The sequence below is a fragment of the Chryseobacterium caseinilyticum genome (genome assembly GCF_014837145.1).
Classification (GTDB): Bacteria; Bacteroidota; Bacteroidia; order Flavobacteriales; family Weeksellaceae; genus Chryseobacterium; species Chryseobacterium caseinilyticum.
Genome location: NZ_JACYFS010000001.1, coordinates 699,823 through 722,037, shown reverse-complemented (window position 1 = coordinate 722,037; position 22,215 = coordinate 699,823). Strand labels below are relative to the sequence as shown.

Below are 22,215 nucleotides of genomic sequence, written 5' to 3'. Positions count from 1 at the left end.
TGTAAAATTACTTTATTAAAAATAGTGAAACTTTTCCTGTATGATAAATTATATCTTCTTATTACAAAAGAATTTTAAGTCTAATTTGATTTAGTTTTTATAAGAATGTTTCATTTCAATTAATAATCCTGACTGCGATGCAACCAGGATTAAGGCTAAAATTATTACAAGTAAATTCTGTCTACTTAGTTTTCGAGACTCTGAAATTTCGCATAAGAGTTCTGCAGTTTCTGATGCTGATCCTGAACAAGTAAAATACTTTCCGGAGACAATTGATCACCTTGCAAAGCCTCCTGATAAGCAGCGATTGCAGATTTTTCTCCAAAAACCACATTTTCAAGGGTAGATTCTGCGTTGTTTGGAGTAAATGCGTTTTTCACATCAATCCAGGCTCTGTGAACAGTTCCGCTTACGGTCGGTGAATCATCATATTCTCCTCCATGCTCTGTAATGCAGTTGATGAGATCAGCTTTCATCTGCTCAGATTCTGCCACCATTTCTTCGTAGTCGTTTTTCAGATAAGAATGAGTATCCCATACTTTCTCTTCTACTTTGTTGAATCCTTTGATGCGGTCCATCGTAATGTTCAACAGATCATTCAGTACTGAAACAGTTTCTTGATTTGTCATAATATTTTTGATTGGTTGTTCACTTGTTTCTGCAACTGCTGTACCATTGCACCAACTTATTTATGAAAGTGTTTTTTAAAAGGGACATTTTAAAAATTTCTAAAAAAGATCTCCACAAAAAATTTCTGAATACCAATCTAAATTAGATCTTCATATAAAATTTTGGGGCAGTGACGTTATTTTTCTACTTTTGCCGTATATGAAAAAACCTTCACACTTCACAGCACTCATTAATTATTATCAAACCGAGAAAGGAGGTGTTGTAAACCCTATTTCAACGGGTTTCCGTGCATCTTTTCAGTTCCCTTTTGAGCTGCAGACTTATTTTGGAAGTCAGAATTTTGAGGATCCCGAACTTATTTTTCCGGGTGATTCTGTCTCTGTGGAGGTGACCTTGATCAATGCTGAATCTTTTCTGAGTAAATTATATACCGGAATGGATTTCGAAATCTCCGATAATTCGGGGGTGATCGGCAATGGTGTAATTTCAGAAGTTTATTCAAGATAATTGCTGAAATCTGAATTTCATACTCACTGAATTTTTTTAAAGATGACTGTAGTCATACCTGTGTATTTCTGACAATTTTTATTTTTGAATAACTAAAAACTAGAGCTTAAGCTTTAATTAAAAACACTCCGGAGTCTTTTGCTCCGGAGTGTTGGTTTAAAAAAATATTGATAAAACTCTGGACATGTAATAAATATATATTTTGCTCCGGAAGTTTTACAAATTTTTAAATTTTAAATAAAAAAAGCTGCCACAAAACTGTGACAGCTAAAGAAATTAGAAGTTAACAATATTTATTTTGCTTTAAAATACACTCTTCTATTTGCTCTGTTCTTCCACTCAGGGCATTTTGATGCTGGATCACACTCCGGATATTTAAGATCAGTTTTTCCGTTTCCAACAGATTCAAGCTTTGAAGACTGTACTCCGTTTTGGATCAAATAAGATTTTACATTTCCTGCTCTTTTTTCAGAAAGATTTTTGTTGTAAGCATCAGATCCTCTTGTATCCGTAGCTCCTACAACTGTGAAACCACCTTCAGAAGAGTTAATATAGCTTACAGCATTGTTCAGGATGGGTGTATTTGAAGGTAAAATTCTGTCAGAATTCAGGTCAAATTCAATTCCGTCAAGTTTTGTTTCGTTTTCAGTTACTGTTCCCTGTCCTTCAATCGGACAACCGTTATTTTCTACTGGTCCTGGAACCGTTACACATTTGTCATAAAGGTCAAATACACCGTCAAGATCAACATCCAAAGCAACTCCTGCACCATCAACTCTCGCTCCTGCCGGAGTATCAAGCTGTCTGTCCCAATCATCGCAAACACCGTCACCATCCATATCTCCTTTTTGGCAAACATTAATGTCCTGATTTTTCTCTGCAAGCACATCCAGTTTGTAGTAAATTTCCTGCAAAGGATCATGCCACATCAAGTGAGAATCATGCTTTCCTAGATTTAAAGTAAGACCTAATGTTGCGTTGAGAAAGTTATCAGAGATCTGATCTTCTCTTTTGTTGATAGCACTGTATTGTGCACCGCCACCATCGAACTCATCATCTGTCGTCACAACATACATTACTCTACCTTCAAGATCAAGTCTGTTGTTCAGTTTATATTTTAGACCTGCACCCGCCTGTCCGAAAAATGAATTTAATTTAAATGGCTTAATTTCAGTCATTAATCTTTGCCCGGTTTCGTCTTTCTGGTATGCACGATAAGCTAAAGTTCCCACACCTCCGTAAGCGTGTAAAGCCCATCTGTAAGGAGATTTATTGTCAACTCTTCTCATCAGGTTTGATAGGTTGATATCACCTAAAATTGATAGCGCATCATACTGTGTTCTTGCACCTACCTGCATTGTAGATGAAGCGTTGGCAGGAGCTGCATCTTTAGTGTTGAAGAAACCCTGACGTGTCTCACCTCTGTCATACTGAAGATTGATCCCGAATGCATGCGTAATTGCTTTGTTGATACTTACGTAAGCTGAATATCCGAAAAGATTTTTACCGTTTCCGTTTTTGATTGAGGTTAAATCTGCAGATTGCAGCATCGGTACACCTGCTCCGGCAGAAATAGACCAGTCATTGAATCTTTTTGATGATTGTGTAAATTTCTCTACACGTGAAGATCCTGAACTGAAAGTGTTTGGATATTCTGATAAAGAATCCTGAGAAATGTTTTCCTGTGCGCACAGAGTGGCAGGTATCGCCATTGCCAGCGATAAAATAGCTAATTTTGATTTCATACTATATTTAAATTATTTATTGACTAAAAACTAATCGGAAAAATTCAGAAGACCATACAAGAGTCCCGAAGAAGAATTTTTGAAAACACCAACCGGTGCCGTTTACATATGTGCCTTGTTCCTTCCAATTTGCGTACCACTTTTGTAGCATCAAAAGGTATTTGCACCATCAAAAGATATTTTTTTGTTTTAAAATAACTTTTTTTTGTTCTAATTTACTGAAAGTCAAAGTCTGAACCTAAGTTCATTTTAAATCAGAAAAGCAATACTTTTTTTTAGAAAAATTTATTTTTTGTAAAGTGAAATCAAGAATTTATAATTTCTAGGCTGATTTTTGTTTTAAATTTAATTTAGAATCAACGGAAAAGTCTAAAAAAAATGTCTGTTTATAATAAAATCACGGATTTAATTTGATATGATTCATCTTAGATAATATGCAAAACCGACCTTAATTTTAAATATTTCGTAATTGCTTTGCTGAATTCAAGTTTAAATTATAAATGCACTTTAGAAAATTTAAGATAATTAGACCAGGAATAATGTAGTCAGTAAATTTGTAGAATCTCAGCCGACATTAGTTGAAAATTGATTTTAGTGACATATCTTAAATATAATCCTGAATAATTGTCACATTTTTTACAATATAAAATTAGGCAATTTTAAATCTGCATCAGTTAACAATAATAATATTCCGAATATATCAGTTGAATTGAGTATTTTTACAAAATTAATAACCAACCTTCTATAAAAATTAGTAATCATGAATGAAAACTCAGAAATCAGGAAATTGTTCCTGCTCGTAACCGAAAGATCTCAAATAAGCAATCGTCAGGACTGAACTGTTAGGCATAAAAATTGCTGATCAAAATCAAAGTATTTTATATACCCCATTATTAAAAATATATTATTCAAAAAAATCCCCTTAGTTTAAATTAGGAGGGAATTTTAGTATTACTGCCATGAATTATAAATTAGTACTCAATACAAAGTCTGAAACCTCAAATATTTATTATAATACAATCACATTTGATACATTCAAAATAAATATTATTGATAGATATAAAGGAATTATGAGCCGAAATCCCATTTTATGTGATTCCATTTTAAAGGTGCGTACATTAGATGATCAGCTTATAAAAACCCGTGAGGGAAACAGCCGTGTTAAACTGAAAGGCGAGGATTTGGAGAAGTACAAAAACCTTATGGAAATTCTAAACTCCTACCAATACAAAAACAAACTGATTAGACAGAAAGAGGCAGATGAGGATTATGTTCACTTTGTTATACGCATCTACATCGACAATTATCAGATTAATTAATTGCTTTAAAAGTAAATTTACAGCAAATACCTTAGAAACATTTTTTTACACTCTATTCTCAATTACAAAGTTCGTAGCTGAAAATAGAGTGTAAAAGTCTTATTTATATCTTCTTAATAACTGTATTTAGTCTAACTGAGATTGAAACTAAATTAGCTCAGAAATAAATTTAATTATTCAATAATTTCAGACCTATACTTCGCAATAATTCATTCGCCTGTTTGATTATTATCTACTGACAATAACCATTGGGAATCATTACCTGTTCTACCTTCCTATATATTTCTATAAACAGCCTCTGAACTTCTTTTAAAAAAGCAATACCTTGAAATATAGTAGACTGTGTTTTTTTCAATCTGCAGATTTTGATGAATCCTGTAATTGCTTTCTCTACCAATATCCTCTTCCGTCCGTAAACCAGTGCATTATTGTGTATGAAAAATCAGACCAGCACAATGCGATCCTGTACACATCAACAATCTTCGATCAGTTCGCAATAGCGACAGGAGCTTAATCTCAGCGGCACATCATTTGTAAAATAAGAGTTATTTAAATATTTATGGAATATATAATTGAATTGGATACTCAGGAGGCTGCTTCTCACATCGCTTTTCACAATCTAATCTTCAAACCTTTCAAAATTAATATTATTGAACGACATCAGGAAGCTAAGGGAACCCGCGGGAAAATCCTGGAAGTTATTTTCAAGATAAGAACATTGAATGACAAACTTATCAAATGTAAAAACGGAAATGGCAGAGTAATTCTGTCAGATCACCAACTGATAAGTTACAGGAATTTCCATAAGGTTTTACATTCCTATGAATATCGCAGAAATCTTTTAGACCGTAAAGCTTTGGAGTTAAAATTTGTCGATTTTTTCTTAATGCTGGCCATTTCAAATTATGATCTGTAAAAAGCACGATAAATTTTTAATTTTAGGAAAAAATAGTCCTTTTCAGTACACAAAACGGACTGCAGCTCTTACGAACTTGTGACATGGATTCATTATAAAATCTTAAAGACAAATTTCAACTTCTGGAGTGACATAATACAGCTAAATTCAAAAGCAGATACAATAGAAAAAAAGGAATTTGTAACTAAATGTTCGGCAGCAATCCATATTATAAAAACGGGATTTATCGAACACCCACAGTGTTTCGTATTTTCTTTTCTAATTATTTGAAAATAGAATACAAAGGTCTATTTAAATAAAAAAAAGAGTCCTCGTATTGAAGACTCTTTCAGCGGAGAGAGAGGGATTCGAACCCCCGGACCTGTTACAGTCAATAGTTTTCAAGACTATCGCAATCGACCACTCTGCCATCTCTCCTCAAACTCCGATTGTATCGTTGTTTTCAGTGGTGCAAATATAGAATGTTTTTCAATTCTGACAAAATATTATTTAGATAAAATTTAAGTTTAATTATTAATTACTTAAAAATCAGATTAATTAATTTTACTAAAGATATGCTTTAAATTAATGTTTCCGCTTTCATTCCTAAAATTACAGCTCCAAAACCAAGAATAATGCTTAACGAAACATAAATCAATAAAGTAAAATAATCTTGGTTTTGCCACAATGAGTAATTTTCAACTGAAAATGTTGAGAAAGTTGTAAAACCACCACAAAACCCCGTAATCAAAAGATATTTGAGGTAATTATCGAATTTCAAAAAGTAAGAACTGAGAAAACCAATTAGCAGACAGCCCGAAATATTGACTACAAAAGTTCCCATCGGAAACGAATTGACTGTCCAAAGTTTTTGGGTATAAAACGAAATCAGATAACGTGCAACGCTTCCAACTCCGCCACCAAGAAAGATGAAAAACAGATTTCTCATATTAAAAAAGAAACGCACCTCATTGGTGCGTTTCGTATTTTGTTTTAAATTTAATTCAGTTCTGCAAGATACTTTTCAGCATCCATTGCAGCCATACAACCGCTTCCTGCCGCTGTTATTGCCTGTCTGTAAATGTGATCCTGAACATCTCCGGCAGCAAATACACCTGGAAGATTTGTTCTTGAAGAACCTTTTTCAGTTGCGATATATCCGTTTTCGTCTAAATCGATTTGTCCAACGAAAATATCTGTATTCGGTTTGTGACCAATGGCGATGAAAATTCCATGAACGTCTACTGTAGATTTTTCCTGAGTCTGATTGTTGATGACAACAGCTCTTTCTACCAAATTATTTTCGCCTTCAATTCCGATTAATTCGTGATGGAATTTCACTTCAATATTCGGCGTGTTTTCCACTCTGTGAATCATTGCTTTCGAAGCTCTGAACTCGTCTTTTCTTACCAACATGGTTACTTTATTAACCAATTTCGCAAGATAAGTTGCCTCTTCAGCTGCTGTATCTCCTGCCCCAACTACAACAACATCTTTTCCTCTGTAGAAAAATCCGTCACATGTTGCACAAGCTGAAACTCCTCCTCCATTGTATTTTTTCTCGTCATCAAGACCAAGATATTTTGCTGTCGCTCCTGTAGAAATAATCACAGATTTTGCTAAAATTTCTTTGTTCCCAGCGTATAGTTTGTGAATACCACCTTCCTCTTTTGAAAATTCGGCTTTGGTAATCATTTCGTAATGCACTTTTGTATCAAATCTTTCGGCTTGTTTCTGCAAATCCATCATCATTTCGGGACCGGTAATTCCTGCAGGATATCCTGGAAAGTTATCAACTTCCGTAGTGGTAGTCAATTGTCCGCCTGGCTCCAGACCTGTGTACAATTCCGGTTTAAGGTCTGCTCTTGCGGCGTAAATTGCTGCTGTAAAACCAGAAGGTCCTGATCCTACGATCACACAATCTAAAATATTTTGCTCCATAATTTATTTGTCATTTTCAAGGGTGCTAAGGTCGGAATTTTTAATGTTTTATTAAAGTAAAATTAATGATAGTTGTCAATATTTAATATGTTAAAAGTCGATGAAGGTATTCAAGTTAATCTAATGTCAGGAACCTTCTCAATTTAGAATTAACATTGTTTTTGTTCAGATTGAAAACTTTAAAACCATCCTCAGCTGAAGTTCCGTTTCTGAAAACAGTGAATAGTCTTTCTCTTCCAAATTCAGCAATAATCATTTCACAAATAACTGCTGAAACCACGTAAGGAACCGGAGTTTCTTTTTCAAAATATAATCTTTCGTAAACGTTTAAATGTTTCAAAACATCAAAATCAGGATTTTCTGTGAGGAATTTTTTCAGTTTTTCTTTTTGCCATTGGTAATCAAACTTTCCGCTTCCGCCAAAGTAAGTAGCAATTCCTTCATCGAAATATGAATTTATTCCTGGGAAAAGTTTAGACGTATATAAATGAACAACTTCATGCGTGTAATATTCCGAATTATTTCCAGATATGATGATATTGTAATCTTCTGCAAATCCGCCAGAGTCGCTTGTATACATCATCGGATGATAATCAAATCCTTTTAATTTAAAGACTTCTTCCGGTGAAACTGCAGAATAATAAAATATCGGAAACTTCTCAACTCCAAAAAACTCTGAGAGAAGCTTAATGTCTGCCTTTTGTCTTTCAACTTCGTCGTGACTAAAATTTTTCGTAGGCGAAATATAGTACTTTAAATTATCCTCGTTTTTGATTCGCCAATCTTTTGTTACATAATTAATGTATTTACTGAAGAAAATTTTGCCGTCAATTTTTACTGCAATCATGTTGTAAATTGCTTTGATCAGATTTGATTCTGTTTCTTCGTTGTAACCGATATATGCTACTTTCACAATTTTTTTATCGTCTTCGCCAGTAGAAATAATTTCCATTAATGAGGGTTGATAAAAATTACTTCCCATCTTTCCGCTTTCAATACCAATAAGCTCATGGTAAGGAAATTTGAACATTTTAATATCAGATTCTATCCAAAATTTTGAACTTTGTGTTTCTAAAAACTTCCCAAGCGTTTCAATAATTTGAATGTTTAAAGAATCCTTCTGGTCGACAGAAGGCGATATTGATTTTATTTTGGATTGAGAATAAGAAAACTGAAAAAGTAAAACGAATATGATTGCAAAAAAAAAATTCATTCTAAAATATTTGTATTAAAACAACAGTGATTATTGACTAAAAAGTCATTGTTAAAAACAATTTGCGACCCGAGCTGAGTGGAGCTCTTTTTGTAAGCCAAGGGAAATGCGATAGTACAAAAAAGCGGGAATCCTTCGGCAAGCTCAGGATAAACTTACGAGCGGAATTGGTCGCCATAAAACTAATTCACTTACAAAGGAAAATTGACAATTTGCATTTCACAATTCACCTTTACACTTTCGTTTTTATCTTGTCAATATTAATAATCTTGTAAACCAACTCTTTGATCAACTGTGCATCATCCATATTAACGGCTCCCAGACCCTTTCCTTTCATATCAAATTCCCTTAACGTAGAAATAACCCGAGTCGCATGTTTCAGCGGATAAAACCTTGCAGCTTCGGCAAAATCTTTCACAAAATAAGGATTGATGCCCATCTGTGAAGCAATTGAGTTGGGTGACTGCCCGATCATTGTGTTGTAAATGATAATGTTGGAAAAGTAATTATACAGACTCGCAAGCATCATCACAAACGGGTTGTTTTTTGGATTTTTGCCCATGTAATAAGCGATTTTCATTGCAGCTTCTGCGTTTTTTGAACCTAAAGCTTTCTGCAGTTCAAAAACATTGTACTCTTTGGAAATTCCGATGTGGTTTTCCACAAGCGTGCCGTCTAAAACTTCGCCTTCTTTCAGAATGATTTTCAGTTTTCCCAGTTCATTGCCAATCCTGGAAAGGTCGTTGCCCAGGTATTCTGCCAGTAAATGGGAAATGTTGGGAGCTGTTTTAATATTGAGTCTTAAACATTCGTCAGCAATCCATTTGGCAAGATTAAAATCTTTCACCGATTCGCTGAGAAATAAAAATTTTCCTTTATCTAAAAGCTTCGTGACTTTTTTCCTGCTGTCTAATTTCTTGTGTTTGTGGGCAAAAACGAGAACCGTTGAAGGAATCGGGTTTTCAAAATAGACTTCAAGAGCTTTACTTTCCTCCTCACCCATCTTCAGATCCTGCGCCTCCTTCACGATAATCACCTGCTTATCTCCCATCATCGGAAACTGTCTCGCCAAAGAAAGAACTTCCTGATAGGTCGTGTCTTTTCCGTATGCAACGGTTTGGTTAAAGGCTTTTTCATCCTCCTCAAGAAAGTTGTGTTCGAGAGCTTTTACAGCAATATCAATAAAGTAAGGTTCTTCTCCGTGAAAAAAATAAATAGGTAAAACTTCTTTATTTTTAATATTTTTGAGGATTAAATCTAATTCTTTCATCTTATTAAATGGAACTTCCCAAACTCAATTTTCAGGAAACTTTTGATTTTAAATTCAGGAAAGACAAAGATAAGTTTTTTATCTATGATTTGATTCGCAAAACTTACCTTTTGCTGACGCCTGAAGAGTGGGTTCGCCAGCACTGGATTCATTATTATCTTACCGTAAAATCTTATTCTACATCGGCATTAATAACCGAAAAAAAGATTGTTCTGAATGGTTTGACGAAACGGATTGACCTCTTAGTAACTGAAAAAGCACAGCCTAAAATTTTAATTGAATGCAAGGCGCCACAGATTAAATTAACTGAGAAAACCTTCGAACAGACAGCGAGATACAACTCGATTATCGGAGCTTCTGAAATTGTTTTGACGAATGGTTTGCAGCACATTAATGCGAAATTCAAAGAAGGAAACTATACTTTTTACAAATCTTAATTCCAATTAACTGATGACCCGAAATGCAATTCTTTTTTCATTTTTATTGTTTTCGATCTTTACTTTTTCGCAGTCGAAAGTTTTAATTAATAACAGCCTGAATGTTGTAAAAGATACTTTGAAAAGAAAAAAAATGACTGATGTAGTAAATCATTTTTTTTTGGAGAAGAGTATCAAAAATGAAGACCTAACGATTATAAATCCCGATAATAAATTGGAAACATGGTTGTTTTTGAATGAGCTTAGAAAACTGCAGAACAGTAAAGTATTCATCAACAATTACACTCTGATGTACGAGGTCACGTCTGTTGAAGCGGGTAACAAAGATAATTTTACAATACGGTTAAATTGCTACTTTGAGGACAAGGAAATAAAAAATTCTGTTGCAAAAATTGAAATCATACTACAGGAAATTAACAGTAAATATCTTGTATCGTCAACAATTAAAAACAATTTGACCCACTGGAAATTAAAAAGCATTGAAAATTACAGTTTTTATTCCGGAAAGGAGGTTGATGAAAAAAATCTGAGAGATTTTATTGCAAAAAACAATAAACTGAGTTTTAATTTAAAAGAACAGAAAATTCCCACTAAAGTGTATTGTGTTGATGATATCTTCAATGCTTACGGGCTTTTGGGAATTGATTACAAGAGAGATAATTCCCCAAATAATTTTTTTCTGGGAGTAGAATTGGCAAGAGATAATAATCAAAGTACCATGATTGTTGCTACAGAAAAGGGAATGCTGGAGGACTTTTCTTTTGGCACCTTATGGAAAGCGAGGATTACTGAGAAATATCCAATAAAGAATCTGTACGTGCCTGTTTTAGAAGGCTATTCATATATCAACGATGGGGATCCTTTTTATAAATGGGAACAGCTATGGATTCAGTTTAAAAGCACTTATTCAGATTCTCAAAAAACAGATTGGCTGTCGCTGTACGGTACAAAAGAAAATTTCAGCCTTCCTTCAACCCCGAAATATACTGAAAATGTTCTCAATGCACTGCTCATTAAAAAGATTGAAAAAGAAAAAGGCTTCAGTAGTGTTTTGGAACTTTTAAACTGTGGAAAATTCGACAGTGAAAATCAGGACAATTATTTTAAAACACTGGAAAAGGTTTCGGGAATTACAAAAGCGAATTTCAATGAAAATATTGACAAACTGATTACCCGTGAAAATTTAAACAGATAAGATTTTTTTAGCGTAACATTTGCATAAGCATTATGTAATTATTCACCTAAAAAAAATTATATGAAACATTTACTTATTTCGTCCATCCTTCTTCTCACTTCGTCAACGGTTTTCAGTCAGAATCTTAAAAAAGTTACCTATCAGGATGGTTCACAAAAACTCAACGGTCTGGTCACGTCAAATGCAGGAAAAAAACTACCGGGAGTTCTTATTCTTCCGGCTTGGAAAGGCATTGATGACGAAGCAAAAACTGCCGCTGCCGATTTGGAAAAACAGGGTTATGTAGCATTCATAGCTGACATTTATGGGGAAGGAAATGTGCCGACCGATAATGAGTCAGCGGCAAAAACAGCCGGGTTTTATAAAAAAGATTTTGCAGCTTATCAGAAAAGAATTTCTCTGGCATTAGAACAGTTAAAGAAAAACGGAGCCATTCCTGAAAAAATCGCCGTAATCGGTTACTGTTTCGGAGGTACCGGTGCTTTGGAATCTGCGAGAGGAAAATTACCAGTTGTAGGCGTAGTTTCTATTCACGGAAGTATCGGAAAAGATCAGTCGAGACCGAATGAAGCCATTTCAACTAAAATTTTAGTGGAAAATCCTGCGGAAGATAAAGGAGTAACGCCTGAGGACTACAATAATTTGGTAAAAGAAATGAACGATGGCAAAGCGGACTGGCAAATTATTACGTATGCCAATTCAAAACATACTTTTACAGATCCGAAATCAGCAGATTACAATCCCGTAATGGCAAAAAGAGCGTGGAATCACACCTTGATGTTTCTGAAGGAAATTTTGAAATAAATTAAAAAGCAGCGTAGTTAACTTCTACACTGCTTTTTTTCTATTTTGTCACCAACTCTGCGGTAACAGATTTTGGCGAATATTTGGTTAAGGAACCCGTCGCCGCATCAATTCCCACTCCGATTGCTCCACCGATAAGAATGTTGACCAATGAAACTGCGTTGAAAGTTTTCGTAAGCTTAACTTCCTGAGATACATAACCTTCTTTTGCGAAAGTCACAGTCTGCCTGCTCAAAGATCTTGGGATTTCTACTTCACAAGGCGTTGTACATTTTTCAACACCTTTATGAAAAACTTTTGCACCTTCCGGTGTTGAAGTAAAAGAAATCTTGTCTTTTGTACCCGTAAGAATCGTTGCGCATGACGTTGCGGAAAATGCCAAAGCCAGCAATAATCCAGACGATAAAATTTGTTTCATATATATATTTTAGTGCGGCAAACTTACTTAAATAATTCATGAAATTAAGATTTAAATTGAAGCAAAAATTAATTTATCAATATTTAAAATGATTTTTAAAACATAGATAAATTAGCCAATCTCCATCTTTAGATTTTTTATCATTCATTGACGATGTTACAATTGGAACACCACGCGTATTCCTTGTCTTTATCTTTTAGTTTGATTTTTGCAATCTCTCCACAATCTTTGCAAGTTTGCTTATCGCTCTCAACTTCTTTTGCTTCATAATCACAATCGAAACAGCTCCATGTTGGTAGAGGGAATTTTCCGCCAATAAACCACGTGAATGACTTTTCCTTACATTTCGGACATATCTGTAATCCCATAATTAATTATTTTCATATTCTCTATTCACCAAATCCATCGAAAATGCTGGGAGGCAAATCGCAGTATATTCACAAACTTCAGCAAACGGATTGCTGTACCTTACTCTTGCACCTTTTTCAATCATTATACTCTGCCCTTTCTCTAAAACCACTTCTTCACCATCGATTTCAAATTTCTTTTTGCCGGAAATAATTACTGTAAATTCATCGAATTCCGGAGTTTGATGTGGCTCGCTCCAATTGGGTGGCGCAACCATGTGGGCAATTGAAATATTGGGCGTTTGGGTGGAGTTGCCCCAGTGCTCTTCTATCAGCTTGCCGTCATTCGTAGGAACGACAAAAGGAGATTTCTGGATTTTATATTTTTTCATAATTTATTTTTAAACGCAAAAGTTCACGAAAGATTTTTAAAATAATTCTGTTTTAAGTTTCATAAAGCCTTTCTAATTCTAAAGCTACAATTGTTTAACAATATTATGCTTAACAAATTTTTAAATCTGGTAGAATCTACTCCATCAGCAATATCTGCGGGAAATCAATTCCCACTAAAGTGATTTTCCTTTTTTATTTGGTACACAAAATTAGTTCGTGTAGGTTCACCGAAGTAAGCAATTTCTTCTTCATCAATTTTCTTTCCGCCCAGCCTTTCCAAAGCAATCTGTGACCGGAAATTTTCTTTTCCGATATGAAAATAGACTGTATCAACAAACTGGAAAATGTAATCCATCATCAGTTTTTTAATTTGTGGATTGATGCCTTTTCCCCAGGAGTTGGTTCCGTAAAAAGTATAGCCGATGAAAATGCCGTTTTTAGCTTCATCAAAATCGTAAAAACGCGTACTTCCCAAAATATTTCCGGTTGACTTTTCTACAATTTTAAAAGCACCCTGACTTTCCAGTGCACCTTTAAAAAAGTTTTCAAAAACTTCTCTTTTGTAGCGGTCTTTATTGGGATGCTGCTCCCAGACTTTCGGATTGGAAGCCACTTCATACAGCAACTCAAAATCCCCTTGCTGCAAGGGGATTAATTGGTATTCTCCGTTTTCCAAAACAGGCTGAATAGAAAAATTCATCTTTAGAAATTTTATTCTTAACTTTTTGTTTTGGCAGCGTCAGCTTCTATTTTTTTGATTTCCTTTAATTTCTCAGCAATTTTGGTAACTGCATCAGGTTTTGCCGGCTTCAAAGCGACTTCAGCCTGAGCCATATCCCATTTAATCACGAGATTTCCTGAGTTTTCGTCTGTTGGATTGATGGTGATTTCAAACCACTCCTGTTTGTCAGCCAATTTATTTACAGGTACAGTTACATCTACCACATCGTTTTTAGCGTCATACGTGTAAGCACCCCACTGTTGGAAATCTTTGTTTAAAATCACTTTCCAGTCTTTTTCTGTTGGTACGATGAACAATCCGTAAGTTCCTGCCGGAACCATTTTTCCTCCGAAATTTAATGCCTGACCGAAGGTGATTTTTGTAGATGAGTTTGCACCCGCTCTCCAAACTTGTCCGTAAGGAACCAGTTCTCCAAATATTTTTCTTCCTTTTACGCCTGGTCTTCCGTAATCGATAGTGATTTTAGACATTGAAAACTGTTGCTCCACTTTCTGACGAGGGCTCGCTGCCGGTACCGAATAATCCTGTGCAAAACTGAAAGCAGACGCTGATATGCAAACTGCGAATAATAACTTTTTCACTTTATTTTAAATTTTGCTAAAATTACAAAATGGATAGGAGAAATTGGTTTTTGAGTTTGATAAAATTTGTTAAAATAAATATTGATTTAAATGAAATTATATTTAAATGAAAATAAAATTTGAGACTGCCAGTTTTTGACAGTCGCGCCACATTACTTTGCAAAATAATTAGAAAAATAAGTTATGAATGATTTTAATTACACTGTAATAGTGCCACCAATGTTACATCTGATGCTTGGTTACGAGACACAAATATTTAAAAATGAAAATTTACTTGTTGCAAGACAGGAGGCCTTACATTATTTATCAAAGATTGTAAATGATGCTTTAGAGAAAAATGTCATTCAGATATTTGACTTTGAAAATGCAAATTCTACCGACCTTAAGCAAATAACGACTTTGGAAGAAAGTTTTTATCATAAAGACAATCAAATTTTAAATTTCAAAAAACTTTCTGAATGTAAAATCACTTATCACTTTAATGATTATATCCGAAAAGATGCAGTCATCAATCAGACAAACGAAAGAAAAGCAGATGAAACACTGAATTTCTACGGTTTTCTTTCTATTCGTCTTAGTTATCACGGCGATATTGATATTCCGCATATGAAAAGATCTTATTCTATTTTTGAATTTAGAAATGCAAATTATTTTATTTCTCTATCTGCTGAGCGAAGACTGCTGAAAACTTTTAACCCTGCAAATCAAATTGTTTATGCTGAACTTGAAGATTTGGTTTCTGAAAAACACTTCAACAAATTAGAAAAAACACATGAAGCCAAAGAAGTATTTTACCGTGACGATAATGCTTTTGAAAAAGAAATTATAACGACAGAAAAATATTTTGAGTTTGAAAGAATCTATCTTTCCCTGGTGAATTCCAAAGGTTTAAAATATGTTTTTTTTCCTTTTAAAAATAAGAAAACAACATGTAAATATCTGCGCTTTTTCGAAAAAATGTATCCTTCTAAAAAGCCGCTAACTTTTTTTACGCGAGTAGAAATTGAAGATAAAATTTACATGGTTTTTGAACAGATCAATAATGACAGAGAAAGCATTATACACGCTAAAACAGGTAAAGTATATTTCCGTTCAAATCTCGGTGTTACTGAAGCGAGTGAAGATACATTGCTTTGTGAGATTTTAGATTACGAATACATTAATCCGGAATTAAGAATCTTATTAGACATTTTATAACAGCAAAAAAATAATCTTATGCACGCACAAAACCCTCTAATCAGTTATGTAGTGACAACCCAATTTGTTGAGAACAGTGTTGGACTAAAGATCTTACACCAGAAAATATTCACTGATCTTGATATTCCTGAAGCCAGAAATAAAGCTTTTGAATATTACGACGCAGCTATAGAAATATTGCACGGTGAAAGTGAAATTATAACTACAGAAAATGGAAAAATTATCTATCAAAATCCTGAGAAATTTAACCGAGGATTGTCAATTCAAATGCGAATTAATGAAGATTTTAAATGTTTTGGAATTGCTGATAAAAAAGATAAACATTATCTGCTTGATGCACATTTTGATTTGTCTAAAACCGATCAGCGTAAACAGCAAATTGGTCGAAGTACAGAGAAAAAATATTATCATCTATTGAAAATTAATTTTAAAAGAAATGAAAAATACAATATAGAAATTCCTTTCAATACTGCGATTGGGAAGAAATTGCTTGAAAGTTTACAAAACCGAAATGTCGAAGAAATTGAGTTTGTAGAATATAATTTAAAAAACAGTGTTGATATAATTTTGGAAACAGTTTGCGCATTTCTCAATTCAGGAAAGGGAACAATTATTTTCGGACAAGACGAAAATTTCAGCATTGAAGACGGAAATGAAAAACTTTTTGAAACCTGCAGTGCCTTAAAAAATCATCTTGAAAAAAACTTTGAGAAACACTTAGATCTGATTAAACTTTCAAAACATAATTATTTTGGGAAGAAGTTTGTAAAATTTGAGATTTCAAAATCTGAAACAGCTGTTCTGTATAAAAAGGAGTTTTATTTCAGAAACCGCTTTGGGAATGTGTTGGATTTGGATAGGAGTTTTCTTTAGTGGGTGAATTGATATATATTTGTAAAAATTGAAATAGCATGAATGGAACTGACAAACTTATTAATATGGTTGAAACTCAAAACAAAGATTTTAAGGAGTATTTTGTGGAATCTTGTTTATTTATCAAACCTGAATTTGTGGAGAAACGTGCAGCTGAAATGCTCAACATTATTGAAAAAAAAGAAAAGCTACCAGTACGTTTTTCACGAAAACTTGGTGGGGTTTATTATTCAGATGGTAAAAAAGTTGGCGCAAAAAATAATAAGTATAAAAATAATGCACAAAAACTTATTGAAAATAATTTAATTCATAGAGATACTTCTATTTCAGTGTTTTTTGATGGAACAGGAAATCAGACTTTGGTGAAAAAAATTCACGAATATACATCTCATCTTATAAGTTCTGGAAGTTATAGCCACATAATAAATTATACAATTTCTCACGTTTGGGGAGAAGTTACAAATCCATTATATTTCAGTTCATTGTGGAACATTGTAATTATTCCTGATTATCTCAATTATATTATGGATAAACCCGAACACCAAGATAAACGTAATTCTGAGATTAAAAATTTAATTAAAGCTTTATGCATTGAACTTTATAATCCTAATCATTTATTACCAAAAGGATTAAATATCCAGAATGTTACACAAGAATATCATGACATAGCAAAAAAAATGATTGATGAGAAAAAAATTTCATTCATAGAAGTGAGAAAGGAAATTTTAGCGGAAGAAAAAAAAGAAGAAAAACTGTCAGAAACTGCTATTATAAAAAGCGATGAATTTTTATCAAAAAATAAAGAATTTATCTTTGGGAAATTAGCTGAAATTAAAGAGCTGAATTTGGATATGGTAATTTTACCAATACTTTTAGACAAAGTAATATGTAAGGACTTTTTTGGATTAGATTACGCAGTATTACAAAATAAATCTGAAGAAAAAAAAGAAAGATATTATTCTAAGGACTTTTTTAAGGACTCTAATGGAACTGAATATCAAATTACAAACCATTGGTTTTTTAAACAGCGTGAACTTTTTAGTGAATGGCATAATAAATTAGTAGAGAAATATTCGAATGAAATAATCATCCAATAAATAAAATCACTAAATTAAAATTTCATCCATTCCTCTCCAAAGCCCTTTCCCAGTAACTCCTTATTTTTTCCTTCAGGGAAATCGGTTCAATAATTTTTAGAGACCAAGATCTTTTCATCAATTCCATAAGAAAATTTTCGTTGGGTTTTACAAAAAATTCAAACTGAATGTTTTCTTTGTTTTCAGAAACAATTGTTTGGGATTGATGAATGGGATTGGCTTTCAGGTAATTTCCATCACGTAAATCATATTCCAGAATCATTTTTTCCGGTTCTCCATTTGTAAACATTCCCATAGCATTTTTGTATGGCGTTTCAAAATCAATATTTTGAGGTCGAAATCTTCCAGCTTCTTCTATTTTTCTGATTCTTTCTAATGCATAACTTTTGAAAGGAATTGCAGGATCTTTCTCATCATCAGCTAAAACATACCATTTAAAATCTTTCTGTTTCAATCGGTACGGATTGATAATTTTCTCTTTCTTATTTTGTGAAATATAATCGAAATAAGAAATTTTAAGCTTCTTCTTCGCTTCAATTGCCTCAGAAATCACATGAAAATAATCTATTCCTGTATTTTGTCTTGTTTCTGGAATGACGAATCCTGGAAGTAACATATCAGAATTTAATGAAGCTAAAAATATTGCAGAGTTCATCAAATCATTCTGGAAGATGCTTTCTGAAACATCATGTATGGAATATCTATTATAATTATCGCATTTAATCTCTATTTTCCACAAATCAAAGATTGCCGTTTTGTCTTTCTCAAAAGTCGAGGAACTATATTTTTTCAATTCTAAATTTAAATTGCCGGAATAAACTTCAAACTTTTTTAAAACTATTATGCAAATGTCTTTAAAAGTCAACTTCCCGTTATTTTCTAAAATAGTTCTAACCAACATTGTGAGTCTCAAAAATCTTCTGTTCATATATTGATGTTGCCTAATTGCAAATTTAAAATATTAAAGCAAAAACCTCATAAGAAACTTACGAGGTTTAGATTAAAATTATTCCGGTATTGCCTTCCATTTTTGGAGGATGGCTGTGTAGAAGTACGTAAAAATAAAGCCCACAATTAATAAAATATAGCTGAGATTTAAATCTAATATTTCTATAATTGAATGACAGTCTTCGTAAGCAACATCAAGTATAGGATCATAAACTGTGCCTTGGCAAGCCGCTTTTTGATGCATTGAAACGATTACAAACAACAGAAGAACAAATAAAACAAAGCCGTTCAGCGAGATATTAACAAAAACAGAAGTCACCATTTTGTTGAATCTTTTCATTCTGAAAATCGGGATTGAAAGGATGAAGATGGAGATAAGCAATGCCAGATAAGACACAAAATACTCTTCGCCACCGGTTCTGGAAACTGCGTACAAAACGGTGATTAAAGTGACGGCCAGCGCAAGCAATCCTGCAGATATTACGCTGAATAAAATAGATTTCAAACCTGTTATTCTGAAACTGAAAATAAATGTCGCCAGAAAAAACGCGATCCAGAGATAAATGTGAATGTTTTCTGAGAAAAAATCGTAAGATTTTACATCGTCAACGCTGGTGAGAAAGTCCTTCAGGTTGTTCGAGTAATAGTAATATTCGGTTGTGTTTTTCTTAAAATAATCTTCGGGAGAAATTTGTGAACTGATCTCTGGATTGAAATCTCTGACCAGAATGCTGTCGTTGACAATTTCGCCTTCTCCGTTCACAATAGCTGCATCAGCGTCTACAATACTCACCGCGGAATCAGCTGCTACAGCAACTTCATCATAATATTCAGAATTATCAGGATCATATTCCTGTCCTTTCAACGGTCTGTATTTTTTGATAAAGTACCGGACTTTAAAATCTGTCGGTGCATAAACCATTTTAGTCCACTGCTTTGCTTCCAGATTATTTTCAATGGCAAACTGACTCGAAATTTTCAGGAACTGTGACAGTAATTTTTCGATTTCAGCTGCATTGTTTTTATCTAAAAGCTCTGCCGTTTTTCTGTTGATTTCGGCTTTTTTCTTTTTAAGTTCTGTAAATCTATTATCAGCACTATCATCTTCGTAATAGCGGGTATTTCGGTAATCGCTGATTCTGTTTTCGTATTCATAAAACAAATCGGAGAAATTGTAGAAACTGATGCCGTCAGATTTGATATAGGAAGACATATCTACAACGTCTTTCTTGAAATAAAATGTTTCAGATTTGCCGCCGTTTCGCTCAGAATAGATTGCTTCTATTTTCTGAGATCTCTCCGGCTCAGGGACAATAAATTCACTGTAACTGTCTTTTTTGTATGAAGTTTTCGAGTAAACCGTATTAAACTGATATACTCTGTATATAATTCCAGATCCTGACTTAAGAAAGCCTTACCAAGGTTGATGGTTTCGATGTTCTTTTTCATCTCGGCATCAGGATATTTGTTGTTGATGTACATTCTGAAACCAATCATGTACGGAAAATAAAAAGTGGTGCAGACAAAAATAATTACAAAATACTGGAAGAACTGAGAGAAGAGTTTTCCTTTGGAATTTGGGTAAAAATTCTTGAAAGCATTATTTTTAAGCATCATAATCAGCCATCCGACGATCATCAGAATGGAAATGATAAGATGGATCAGAATAATTCCGTCACGGAAGTAATCGTCTGTAACGTTCGATGTCTGCAATGATTTTGGATTAATATGCGAAACATAACCGATAATAAAAAATAAGATATGAACTATAATACCCGCCGAAAGCATCCAGACAATTTTGGTATTCCAAATGGTCGGATATTTCTCAAGCAGATATTGATTGAATTGATTTATTTTTTGCATTGTAATTTAAATTAATGATGGATTAATTAACGAAAAACCGTCTGGTTGAAGATGAAATATTCCGGATGTAAACAATGTCGGTTTTGGCATTTCCCAAGGCTGACATTACATCATAAAACTCAGTATCTGCCGAGAAATACGCAACATAAACACCACCGTTAAAATTCAGTTTTTCTAAATTAAATGCGTTGAAAACATCCAGCAGATTTTCTCTGGAACTCTGGGTGTCGATTTCTATAATCAAACCATCATTTTCAGCATTATTCAGTTCAGAATTGTCTTTGTACTGACCGTTTTTCAGGAAAATAACTTTATCTGAAACTTTTTCCACTTCATACAGCTGCTGCGAACTCAAAATCAAAGCAATAGGATTGTTGACGGAGTTGGCAATTGATTTTAAATCTTCCAGAATCACCTGTTGAGCCAAAACATCAAGATTCGCCAACGGTTCATCCAAAAGCAGAATTTCGGGTTGTCTGAGCAGTGTTCTCGCGAGTTCGAAACGCATTTTGTAGCCGGAAGACAGTTCGCTCCATTTCAGATGTTTATAATTCCAAAGTCCGAGGCGGGCAATCATCATCAGCGTCCGGGTTTCGTTTTCTTCAGGTTTTACGCCGTAGTTGGACAGGACAAATTTCAGATTATCCTTCAGACTTCCGTACCATTTTTCCGTTCGTTGCGGGATGTAAACCAGCTTTGTACAAAGATCAAAATCATCTTTCGGTTCTGTGTTAAATGAATAATTCAAATCACCTTCATTAAAAGATATTTCTTTGGCTAAAATTCTTAAAAGCGTAGTCTTTCCATTTCCGTTTTCTCCCACGAGACCGTAAACCTGACCTTTATTGATCTCCATGGAAACCGGACCAAGGGAAAATCTGTTGCTGCCGTAGGATTTTAAAATATTTCTCGCCCGAAGCACAGATTTTTCCGTCAAATGCTCCTGCACGGGAATTTTTTCAATTTTAGCGAGGAGAATTTTAGATTTTTCAATCAGTTCGTCGGTGTAGGTTGGGAATTTTTCTTTCCAGTCTGTAAGCTCGATTGCTTCACTGTAAATCTCCATGCTTTGCGTATCCATGGCGCAGTCGAGCAGTTTTCTGAATCCCAGAACGGTATCTTTATTATCGAAGAAATGCTGAACTTCGTTCACACGCTGTTGATGTCTCGTCATTTGGCTATTTTAATTAAACGAATATAATTAAAATTTAAAAGCAAAATATATCAAATTACAGAGAGAAAATTAATCAAATGTTTCAGCACTTAGATACAAATAGTTGACTCAAACTCCCATTCCCATCATCATTGCCATGTAATAATTGGCACAATGCAGAGAAATCAGCAGTAAAATATTTTTTTCTTCAAATGTTTCCAGAATTTCCGAAGTGTAGATTTGATATTCATAATTCAAGCTTCGCCATTGTACATGGGGTTTCATCATTAAAAGTTCGCTTCCTTTTTCATCAGTAAGCACAAATGATTCTCTGAAAAAACCTTTATGACTGAAGGTGTAATTTTTCTCAATATCATTTAAATATATTTTCATTACGATGTTGCCGTCCCAGTTCATTGTAAATTGTAAAATAACTTTTTTTCCATCCAGCACTTCTACCGTCGTTCCCCAAAAACCTTTTGGTTCCACCTGATATTTTGAATTTGCAATTTCAATTTCTGCACTGAATTTAAACCAGCTTTTGTAATTCAGTTGTCCGATAGGCTTTCCGTCTTTGGTTACTTTAAAATCGGTGTATTTTTCTGCGATTGCATGATATTCCATAATTGTGTTTTTTGTAATTCTAA

Annotated in this window: 25 protein-coding genes and 1 tRNA gene; 9 read left to right on the top strand and 17 right to left on the bottom strand. The window is 33.8% G+C overall.

The window, feature by feature from the left end:
* Positions 1 to 185: 185 nt before the first annotated feature.
* Positions 186 to 629: a ferritin-like domain-containing protein gene (locus IC610_RS03450; protein WP_191735249.1), complete on the bottom strand. Its 444-nt coding sequence runs from the start codon at positions 627 to 629 to the stop codon at positions 186 to 188.
* A 199-nt stretch (positions 630 to 828) separates the two neighbouring features.
* Here IC610_RS03450 and IC610_RS03445 point away from each other — a divergent pair, with 199 nt between their 5' ends.
* Positions 829 to 1,137 (top strand): hypothetical protein, encoded by a 309-nt coding sequence (locus tag IC610_RS03445; protein ID WP_191735248.1) that lies wholly within the window; start codon positions 829 to 831, stop codon positions 1,135 to 1,137.
* Positions 1,138 to 1,430: 293 nt separating this feature from the next.
* Here IC610_RS03445 and IC610_RS03440 read toward each other — a convergent pair whose 3' ends face one another.
* Positions 1,431 to 2,882 carry an OmpA family protein gene (locus IC610_RS03440; RefSeq protein WP_191735247.1) on the bottom strand — a complete coding sequence of 484 codons (1,452 nt, stop codon included), beginning with the start codon at positions 2,880 to 2,882 and terminating at the stop codon, positions 1,431 to 1,433.
* A gap of 959 nt (positions 2,883 to 3,841) precedes the next feature.
* On the opposite strand from IC610_RS03440, the gene IC610_RS03435 reads away from it, so the two are divergent.
* Complete coding sequence (locus IC610_RS03435; protein ID WP_191735246.1) at positions 3,842 to 4,201, top strand: prevent-host-death protein; 360 nt, start codon at positions 3,842 to 3,844, stop codon at positions 4,199 to 4,201.
* A gap of 559 nt (positions 4,202 to 4,760) precedes the next feature.
* Positions 4,761 to 5,117, top strand: a complete 357-nt coding sequence (locus tag IC610_RS03430; protein WP_191735245.1) for a prevent-host-death protein — start codon at positions 4,761 to 4,763, stop codon at positions 5,115 to 5,117.
* Positions 5,118 to 5,449: 332 nt separating this feature from the next.
* On the opposite strand, the gene IC610_RS03425 is transcribed toward IC610_RS03430, so the two are convergent.
* The 5 genes from IC610_RS03425 to holA form a co-directional block, all read right to left on the bottom strand.
* Positions 5,450 to 5,534 (bottom strand) — tRNA-Ser (locus IC610_RS03425).
* Between the two features lie 142 nt (positions 5,535 to 5,676).
* Entirely contained in the window at positions 5,677 to 6,045 is a 369-nt protein-coding gene (gene crcB, locus IC610_RS03420; RefSeq protein ID WP_191735244.1) for a fluoride efflux transporter CrcB, read from the bottom strand.
* A gap of 50 nt (positions 6,046 to 6,095) precedes the next feature.
* The gene (gene trxB, locus IC610_RS03415) at positions 6,096 to 7,037 is read right to left on the bottom strand and encodes a thioredoxin-disulfide reductase (protein WP_191735243.1); all 942 of its coding nucleotides are present in this window, start codon (positions 7,035 to 7,037) and stop codon (positions 6,096 to 6,098) included.
* Between the two features lie 115 nt (positions 7,038 to 7,152).
* Positions 7,153 to 8,250, bottom strand: coding sequence for a hypothetical protein (locus IC610_RS03410; protein WP_191735242.1), 1,098 nt, complete (start codon positions 8,248 to 8,250; stop codon positions 7,153 to 7,155).
* Between the two features lie 232 nt (positions 8,251 to 8,482).
* Positions 8,483 to 9,520, bottom strand: a complete 1,038-nt coding sequence (holA, locus tag IC610_RS03405) for a DNA polymerase III subunit delta (protein WP_191735241.1) — start codon at positions 9,518 to 9,520, stop codon at positions 8,483 to 8,485.
* An 8-nt stretch (positions 9,521 to 9,528) separates the two neighbouring features.
* Between holA and IC610_RS03400 the strand changes: the two genes are divergently transcribed.
* The 3 genes from IC610_RS03400 (at position 9,529) to IC610_RS03390 (ending at position 11,956) form a co-directional block, all read left to right on the top strand.
* Complete coding sequence (locus IC610_RS03400; RefSeq protein ID WP_191735240.1) at positions 9,529 to 9,957, top strand: type I restriction enzyme HsdR N-terminal domain-containing protein; 429 nt, start codon at positions 9,529 to 9,531, stop codon at positions 9,955 to 9,957.
* A gap of 133 nt (positions 9,958 to 10,090) precedes the next feature.
* Positions 10,091 to 11,152 carry a hypothetical protein gene (locus IC610_RS03395; RefSeq protein WP_191735239.1) on the top strand — a complete coding sequence of 354 codons (1,062 nt, stop codon included), beginning with the start codon at positions 10,091 to 10,093 and terminating at the stop codon, positions 11,150 to 11,152.
* A 60-nt stretch (positions 11,153 to 11,212) separates the two neighbouring features.
* Positions 11,213 to 11,956 (top strand): dienelactone hydrolase family protein, encoded by a 744-nt coding sequence (locus IC610_RS03390; protein ID WP_191735238.1) that lies wholly within the window; start codon positions 11,213 to 11,215, stop codon positions 11,954 to 11,956.
* A gap of 40 nt (positions 11,957 to 11,996) precedes the next feature.
* On the opposite strand, the gene IC610_RS03385 is transcribed toward IC610_RS03390, so the two are convergent.
* From IC610_RS03385 to IC610_RS03365, 5 genes are all read right to left on the bottom strand, one after another.
* A complete protein-coding gene (locus tag IC610_RS03385) occupies positions 11,997 to 12,374 on the bottom strand; it encodes a PEGA domain-containing protein (protein ID WP_191735237.1) in 378 nt (125 codons plus the stop codon).
* Between the two features lie 140 nt (positions 12,375 to 12,514).
* Entirely contained in the window at positions 12,515 to 12,742 is a 228-nt protein-coding gene (locus tag IC610_RS03380; protein WP_191735236.1) for a hypothetical protein, read from the bottom strand.
* Positions 12,743 to 12,744: 2 nt separating this feature from the next.
* Entirely contained in the window at positions 12,745 to 13,113 is a 369-nt protein-coding gene (locus IC610_RS03375; protein WP_191735235.1) for a cupin domain-containing protein, read from the bottom strand.
* Positions 13,114 to 13,277: 164 nt separating this feature from the next.
* Positions 13,278 to 13,814: a GNAT family N-acetyltransferase gene (locus tag IC610_RS03370; RefSeq protein WP_191735234.1), complete on the bottom strand. Its 537-nt coding sequence runs from the start codon at positions 13,812 to 13,814 to the stop codon at positions 13,278 to 13,280.
* 17 nt (positions 13,815 to 13,831) lie between these two features.
* The gene (locus IC610_RS03365; RefSeq protein ID WP_191735233.1) at positions 13,832 to 14,437 is read right to left on the bottom strand and encodes a DUF2911 domain-containing protein; all 606 of its coding nucleotides are present in this window, start codon (positions 14,435 to 14,437) and stop codon (positions 13,832 to 13,834) included.
* 183 nt (positions 14,438 to 14,620) lie between these two features.
* Between IC610_RS03365 and IC610_RS03360 the strand changes: the two genes are divergently transcribed.
* From IC610_RS03360 to IC610_RS03350, 3 genes are read left to right on the top strand one after another with little or no spacing between them, the layout of a single operon-like run.
* Positions 14,621 to 15,634 (top strand): hypothetical protein, encoded by a 1,014-nt coding sequence (locus IC610_RS03360; protein WP_056080071.1) that lies wholly within the window; start codon positions 14,621 to 14,623, stop codon positions 15,632 to 15,634.
* An 18-nt stretch (positions 15,635 to 15,652) separates the two neighbouring features.
* Positions 15,653 to 16,507, top strand: a complete 855-nt coding sequence (locus tag IC610_RS19940; RefSeq protein WP_228462846.1) for an ATP-binding protein — start codon at positions 15,653 to 15,655, stop codon at positions 16,505 to 16,507.
* 38 nt (positions 16,508 to 16,545) lie between these two features.
* On the top strand, positions 16,546 to 17,604 hold the full coding sequence (locus IC610_RS03350; RefSeq protein WP_056080077.1) for a hypothetical protein: 1,059 nt from the start codon (positions 16,546 to 16,548) through the stop codon (positions 17,602 to 17,604).
* A gap of 22 nt (positions 17,605 to 17,626) precedes the next feature.
* On the opposite strand, the gene IC610_RS03345 is transcribed toward IC610_RS03350, so the two are convergent.
* The 5 genes from IC610_RS03345 to IC610_RS03325 all read right to left on the bottom strand — a co-directional run bounded on the left by IC610_RS03345 (position 17,627) and on the right by IC610_RS03325 (position 22,192).
* A complete protein-coding gene (locus tag IC610_RS03345; RefSeq protein ID WP_191735232.1) occupies positions 17,627 to 18,397 on the bottom strand; it encodes a helix-turn-helix transcriptional regulator in 771 nt (256 codons plus the stop codon).
* 213 nt (positions 18,398 to 18,610) lie between these two features.
* The gene (locus IC610_RS03340) at positions 18,611 to 19,765 is read right to left on the bottom strand and encodes a hypothetical protein (RefSeq protein ID WP_191735231.1); all 1,155 of its coding nucleotides are present in this window, start codon (positions 19,763 to 19,765) and stop codon (positions 18,611 to 18,613) included.
* A 68-nt stretch (positions 19,766 to 19,833) separates the two neighbouring features.
* Positions 19,834 to 20,415 carry a hypothetical protein gene (locus IC610_RS03335; protein WP_191735230.1) on the bottom strand — a complete coding sequence of 194 codons (582 nt, stop codon included), beginning with the start codon at positions 20,413 to 20,415 and terminating at the stop codon, positions 19,834 to 19,836.
* Positions 20,416 to 20,437: 22 nt separating this feature from the next.
* Complete coding sequence (locus tag IC610_RS03330) at positions 20,438 to 21,589, bottom strand: ABC transporter ATP-binding protein (protein ID WP_191735229.1); 1,152 nt, start codon at positions 21,587 to 21,589, stop codon at positions 20,438 to 20,440.
* Positions 21,590 to 21,697: 108 nt separating this feature from the next.
* The gene (locus IC610_RS03325; protein ID WP_191735228.1) at positions 21,698 to 22,192 is read right to left on the bottom strand and encodes a hypothetical protein; all 495 of its coding nucleotides are present in this window, start codon (positions 22,190 to 22,192) and stop codon (positions 21,698 to 21,700) included.
* Between the last annotated feature and the right edge of the window lie 23 nt (positions 22,193 to 22,215).

What these genes read in the sequence shown, in the direction of transcription:
- IC610_RS03340 (WP_191735231.1), bottom strand. Translation starts at nt 19,765, where the DNA reads ATGTCTTCCTATATCAAATCTGACGGCATCAGTTTCTACAATTTCTCC.
- IC610_RS03445 (WP_191735248.1), top strand. Translation starts at nt 829, where the DNA reads ATGAAAAAACCTTCACACTTCACAGCACTCATTAATTATTATCAAACC.
- IC610_RS03375 (WP_191735235.1), bottom strand. Translation starts at nt 13,113, where the DNA reads ATGAAAAAATATAAAATCCAGAAATCTCCTTTTGTCGTTCCTACGAAT.
- IC610_RS03325 (WP_191735228.1), bottom strand. Translation starts at nt 22,192, where the DNA reads ATGGAATATCATGCAATCGCAGAAAAATACACCGATTTTAAAGTAACC.
- IC610_RS03350 (WP_056080077.1), top strand. Translation starts at nt 16,546, where the DNA reads ATGAATGGAACTGACAAACTTATTAATATGGTTGAAACTCAAAACAAA.
- crcB (WP_191735244.1), bottom strand. Translation starts at nt 6,045, where the DNA reads ATGAGAAATCTGTTTTTCATCTTTCTTGGTGGCGGAGTTGGAAGCGTT.
- holA (WP_191735241.1), bottom strand. Translation starts at nt 9,520, where the DNA reads ATGAAAGAATTAGATTTAATCCTCAAAAATATTAAAAATAAAGAAGTT.
- IC610_RS03385 (WP_191735237.1), bottom strand. Translation starts at nt 12,374, where the DNA reads ATGAAACAAATTTTATCGTCTGGATTATTGCTGGCTTTGGCATTTTCC.
- IC610_RS19940 (WP_228462846.1), top strand. Translation starts at nt 15,653, where the DNA reads ATGCACGCACAAAACCCTCTAATCAGTTATGTAGTGACAACCCAATTT.
- IC610_RS03410 (WP_191735242.1), bottom strand. Translation starts at nt 8,250, where the DNA reads ATGAATTTTTTTTTTGCAATCATATTCGTTTTACTTTTTCAGTTTTCT.
- IC610_RS03435 (WP_191735246.1), top strand. Translation starts at nt 3,842, where the DNA reads ATGAATTATAAATTAGTACTCAATACAAAGTCTGAAACCTCAAATATT.
- IC610_RS03380 (WP_191735236.1), bottom strand. Translation starts at nt 12,742, where the DNA reads ATGGGATTACAGATATGTCCGAAATGTAAGGAAAAGTCATTCACGTGG.
- IC610_RS03395 (WP_191735239.1), top strand. Translation starts at nt 10,091, where the DNA reads ATGACTGATGTAGTAAATCATTTTTTTTTGGAGAAGAGTATCAAAAAT.
- IC610_RS03370 (WP_191735234.1), bottom strand. Translation starts at nt 13,814, where the DNA reads ATGAATTTTTCTATTCAGCCTGTTTTGGAAAACGGAGAATACCAATTA.
- IC610_RS03430 (WP_191735245.1), top strand. Translation starts at nt 4,761, where the DNA reads ATGGAATATATAATTGAATTGGATACTCAGGAGGCTGCTTCTCACATC.
- IC610_RS03400 (WP_191735240.1), top strand. Translation starts at nt 9,529, where the DNA reads ATGGAACTTCCCAAACTCAATTTTCAGGAAACTTTTGATTTTAAATTC.
- IC610_RS03390 (WP_191735238.1), top strand. Translation starts at nt 11,213, where the DNA reads ATGAAACATTTACTTATTTCGTCCATCCTTCTTCTCACTTCGTCAACG.
- IC610_RS03335 (WP_191735230.1), bottom strand. Translation starts at nt 20,415, where the DNA reads ATGCAAAAAATAAATCAATTCAATCAATATCTGCTTGAGAAATATCCG.
- trxB (WP_191735243.1), bottom strand. Translation starts at nt 7,037, where the DNA reads ATGGAGCAAAATATTTTAGATTGTGTGATCGTAGGATCAGGACCTTCT.
- IC610_RS03330 (WP_191735229.1), bottom strand. Translation starts at nt 21,589, where the DNA reads ATGACGAGACATCAACAGCGTGTGAACGAAGTTCAGCATTTCTTCGAT.
- IC610_RS03440 (WP_191735247.1), bottom strand. Translation starts at nt 2,882, where the DNA reads ATGAAATCAAAATTAGCTATTTTATCGCTGGCAATGGCGATACCTGCC.
- IC610_RS03450 (WP_191735249.1), bottom strand. Translation starts at nt 629, where the DNA reads ATGACAAATCAAGAAACTGTTTCAGTACTGAATGATCTGTTGAACATT.
- IC610_RS03360 (WP_056080071.1), top strand. Translation starts at nt 14,621, where the DNA reads ATGAATGATTTTAATTACACTGTAATAGTGCCACCAATGTTACATCTG.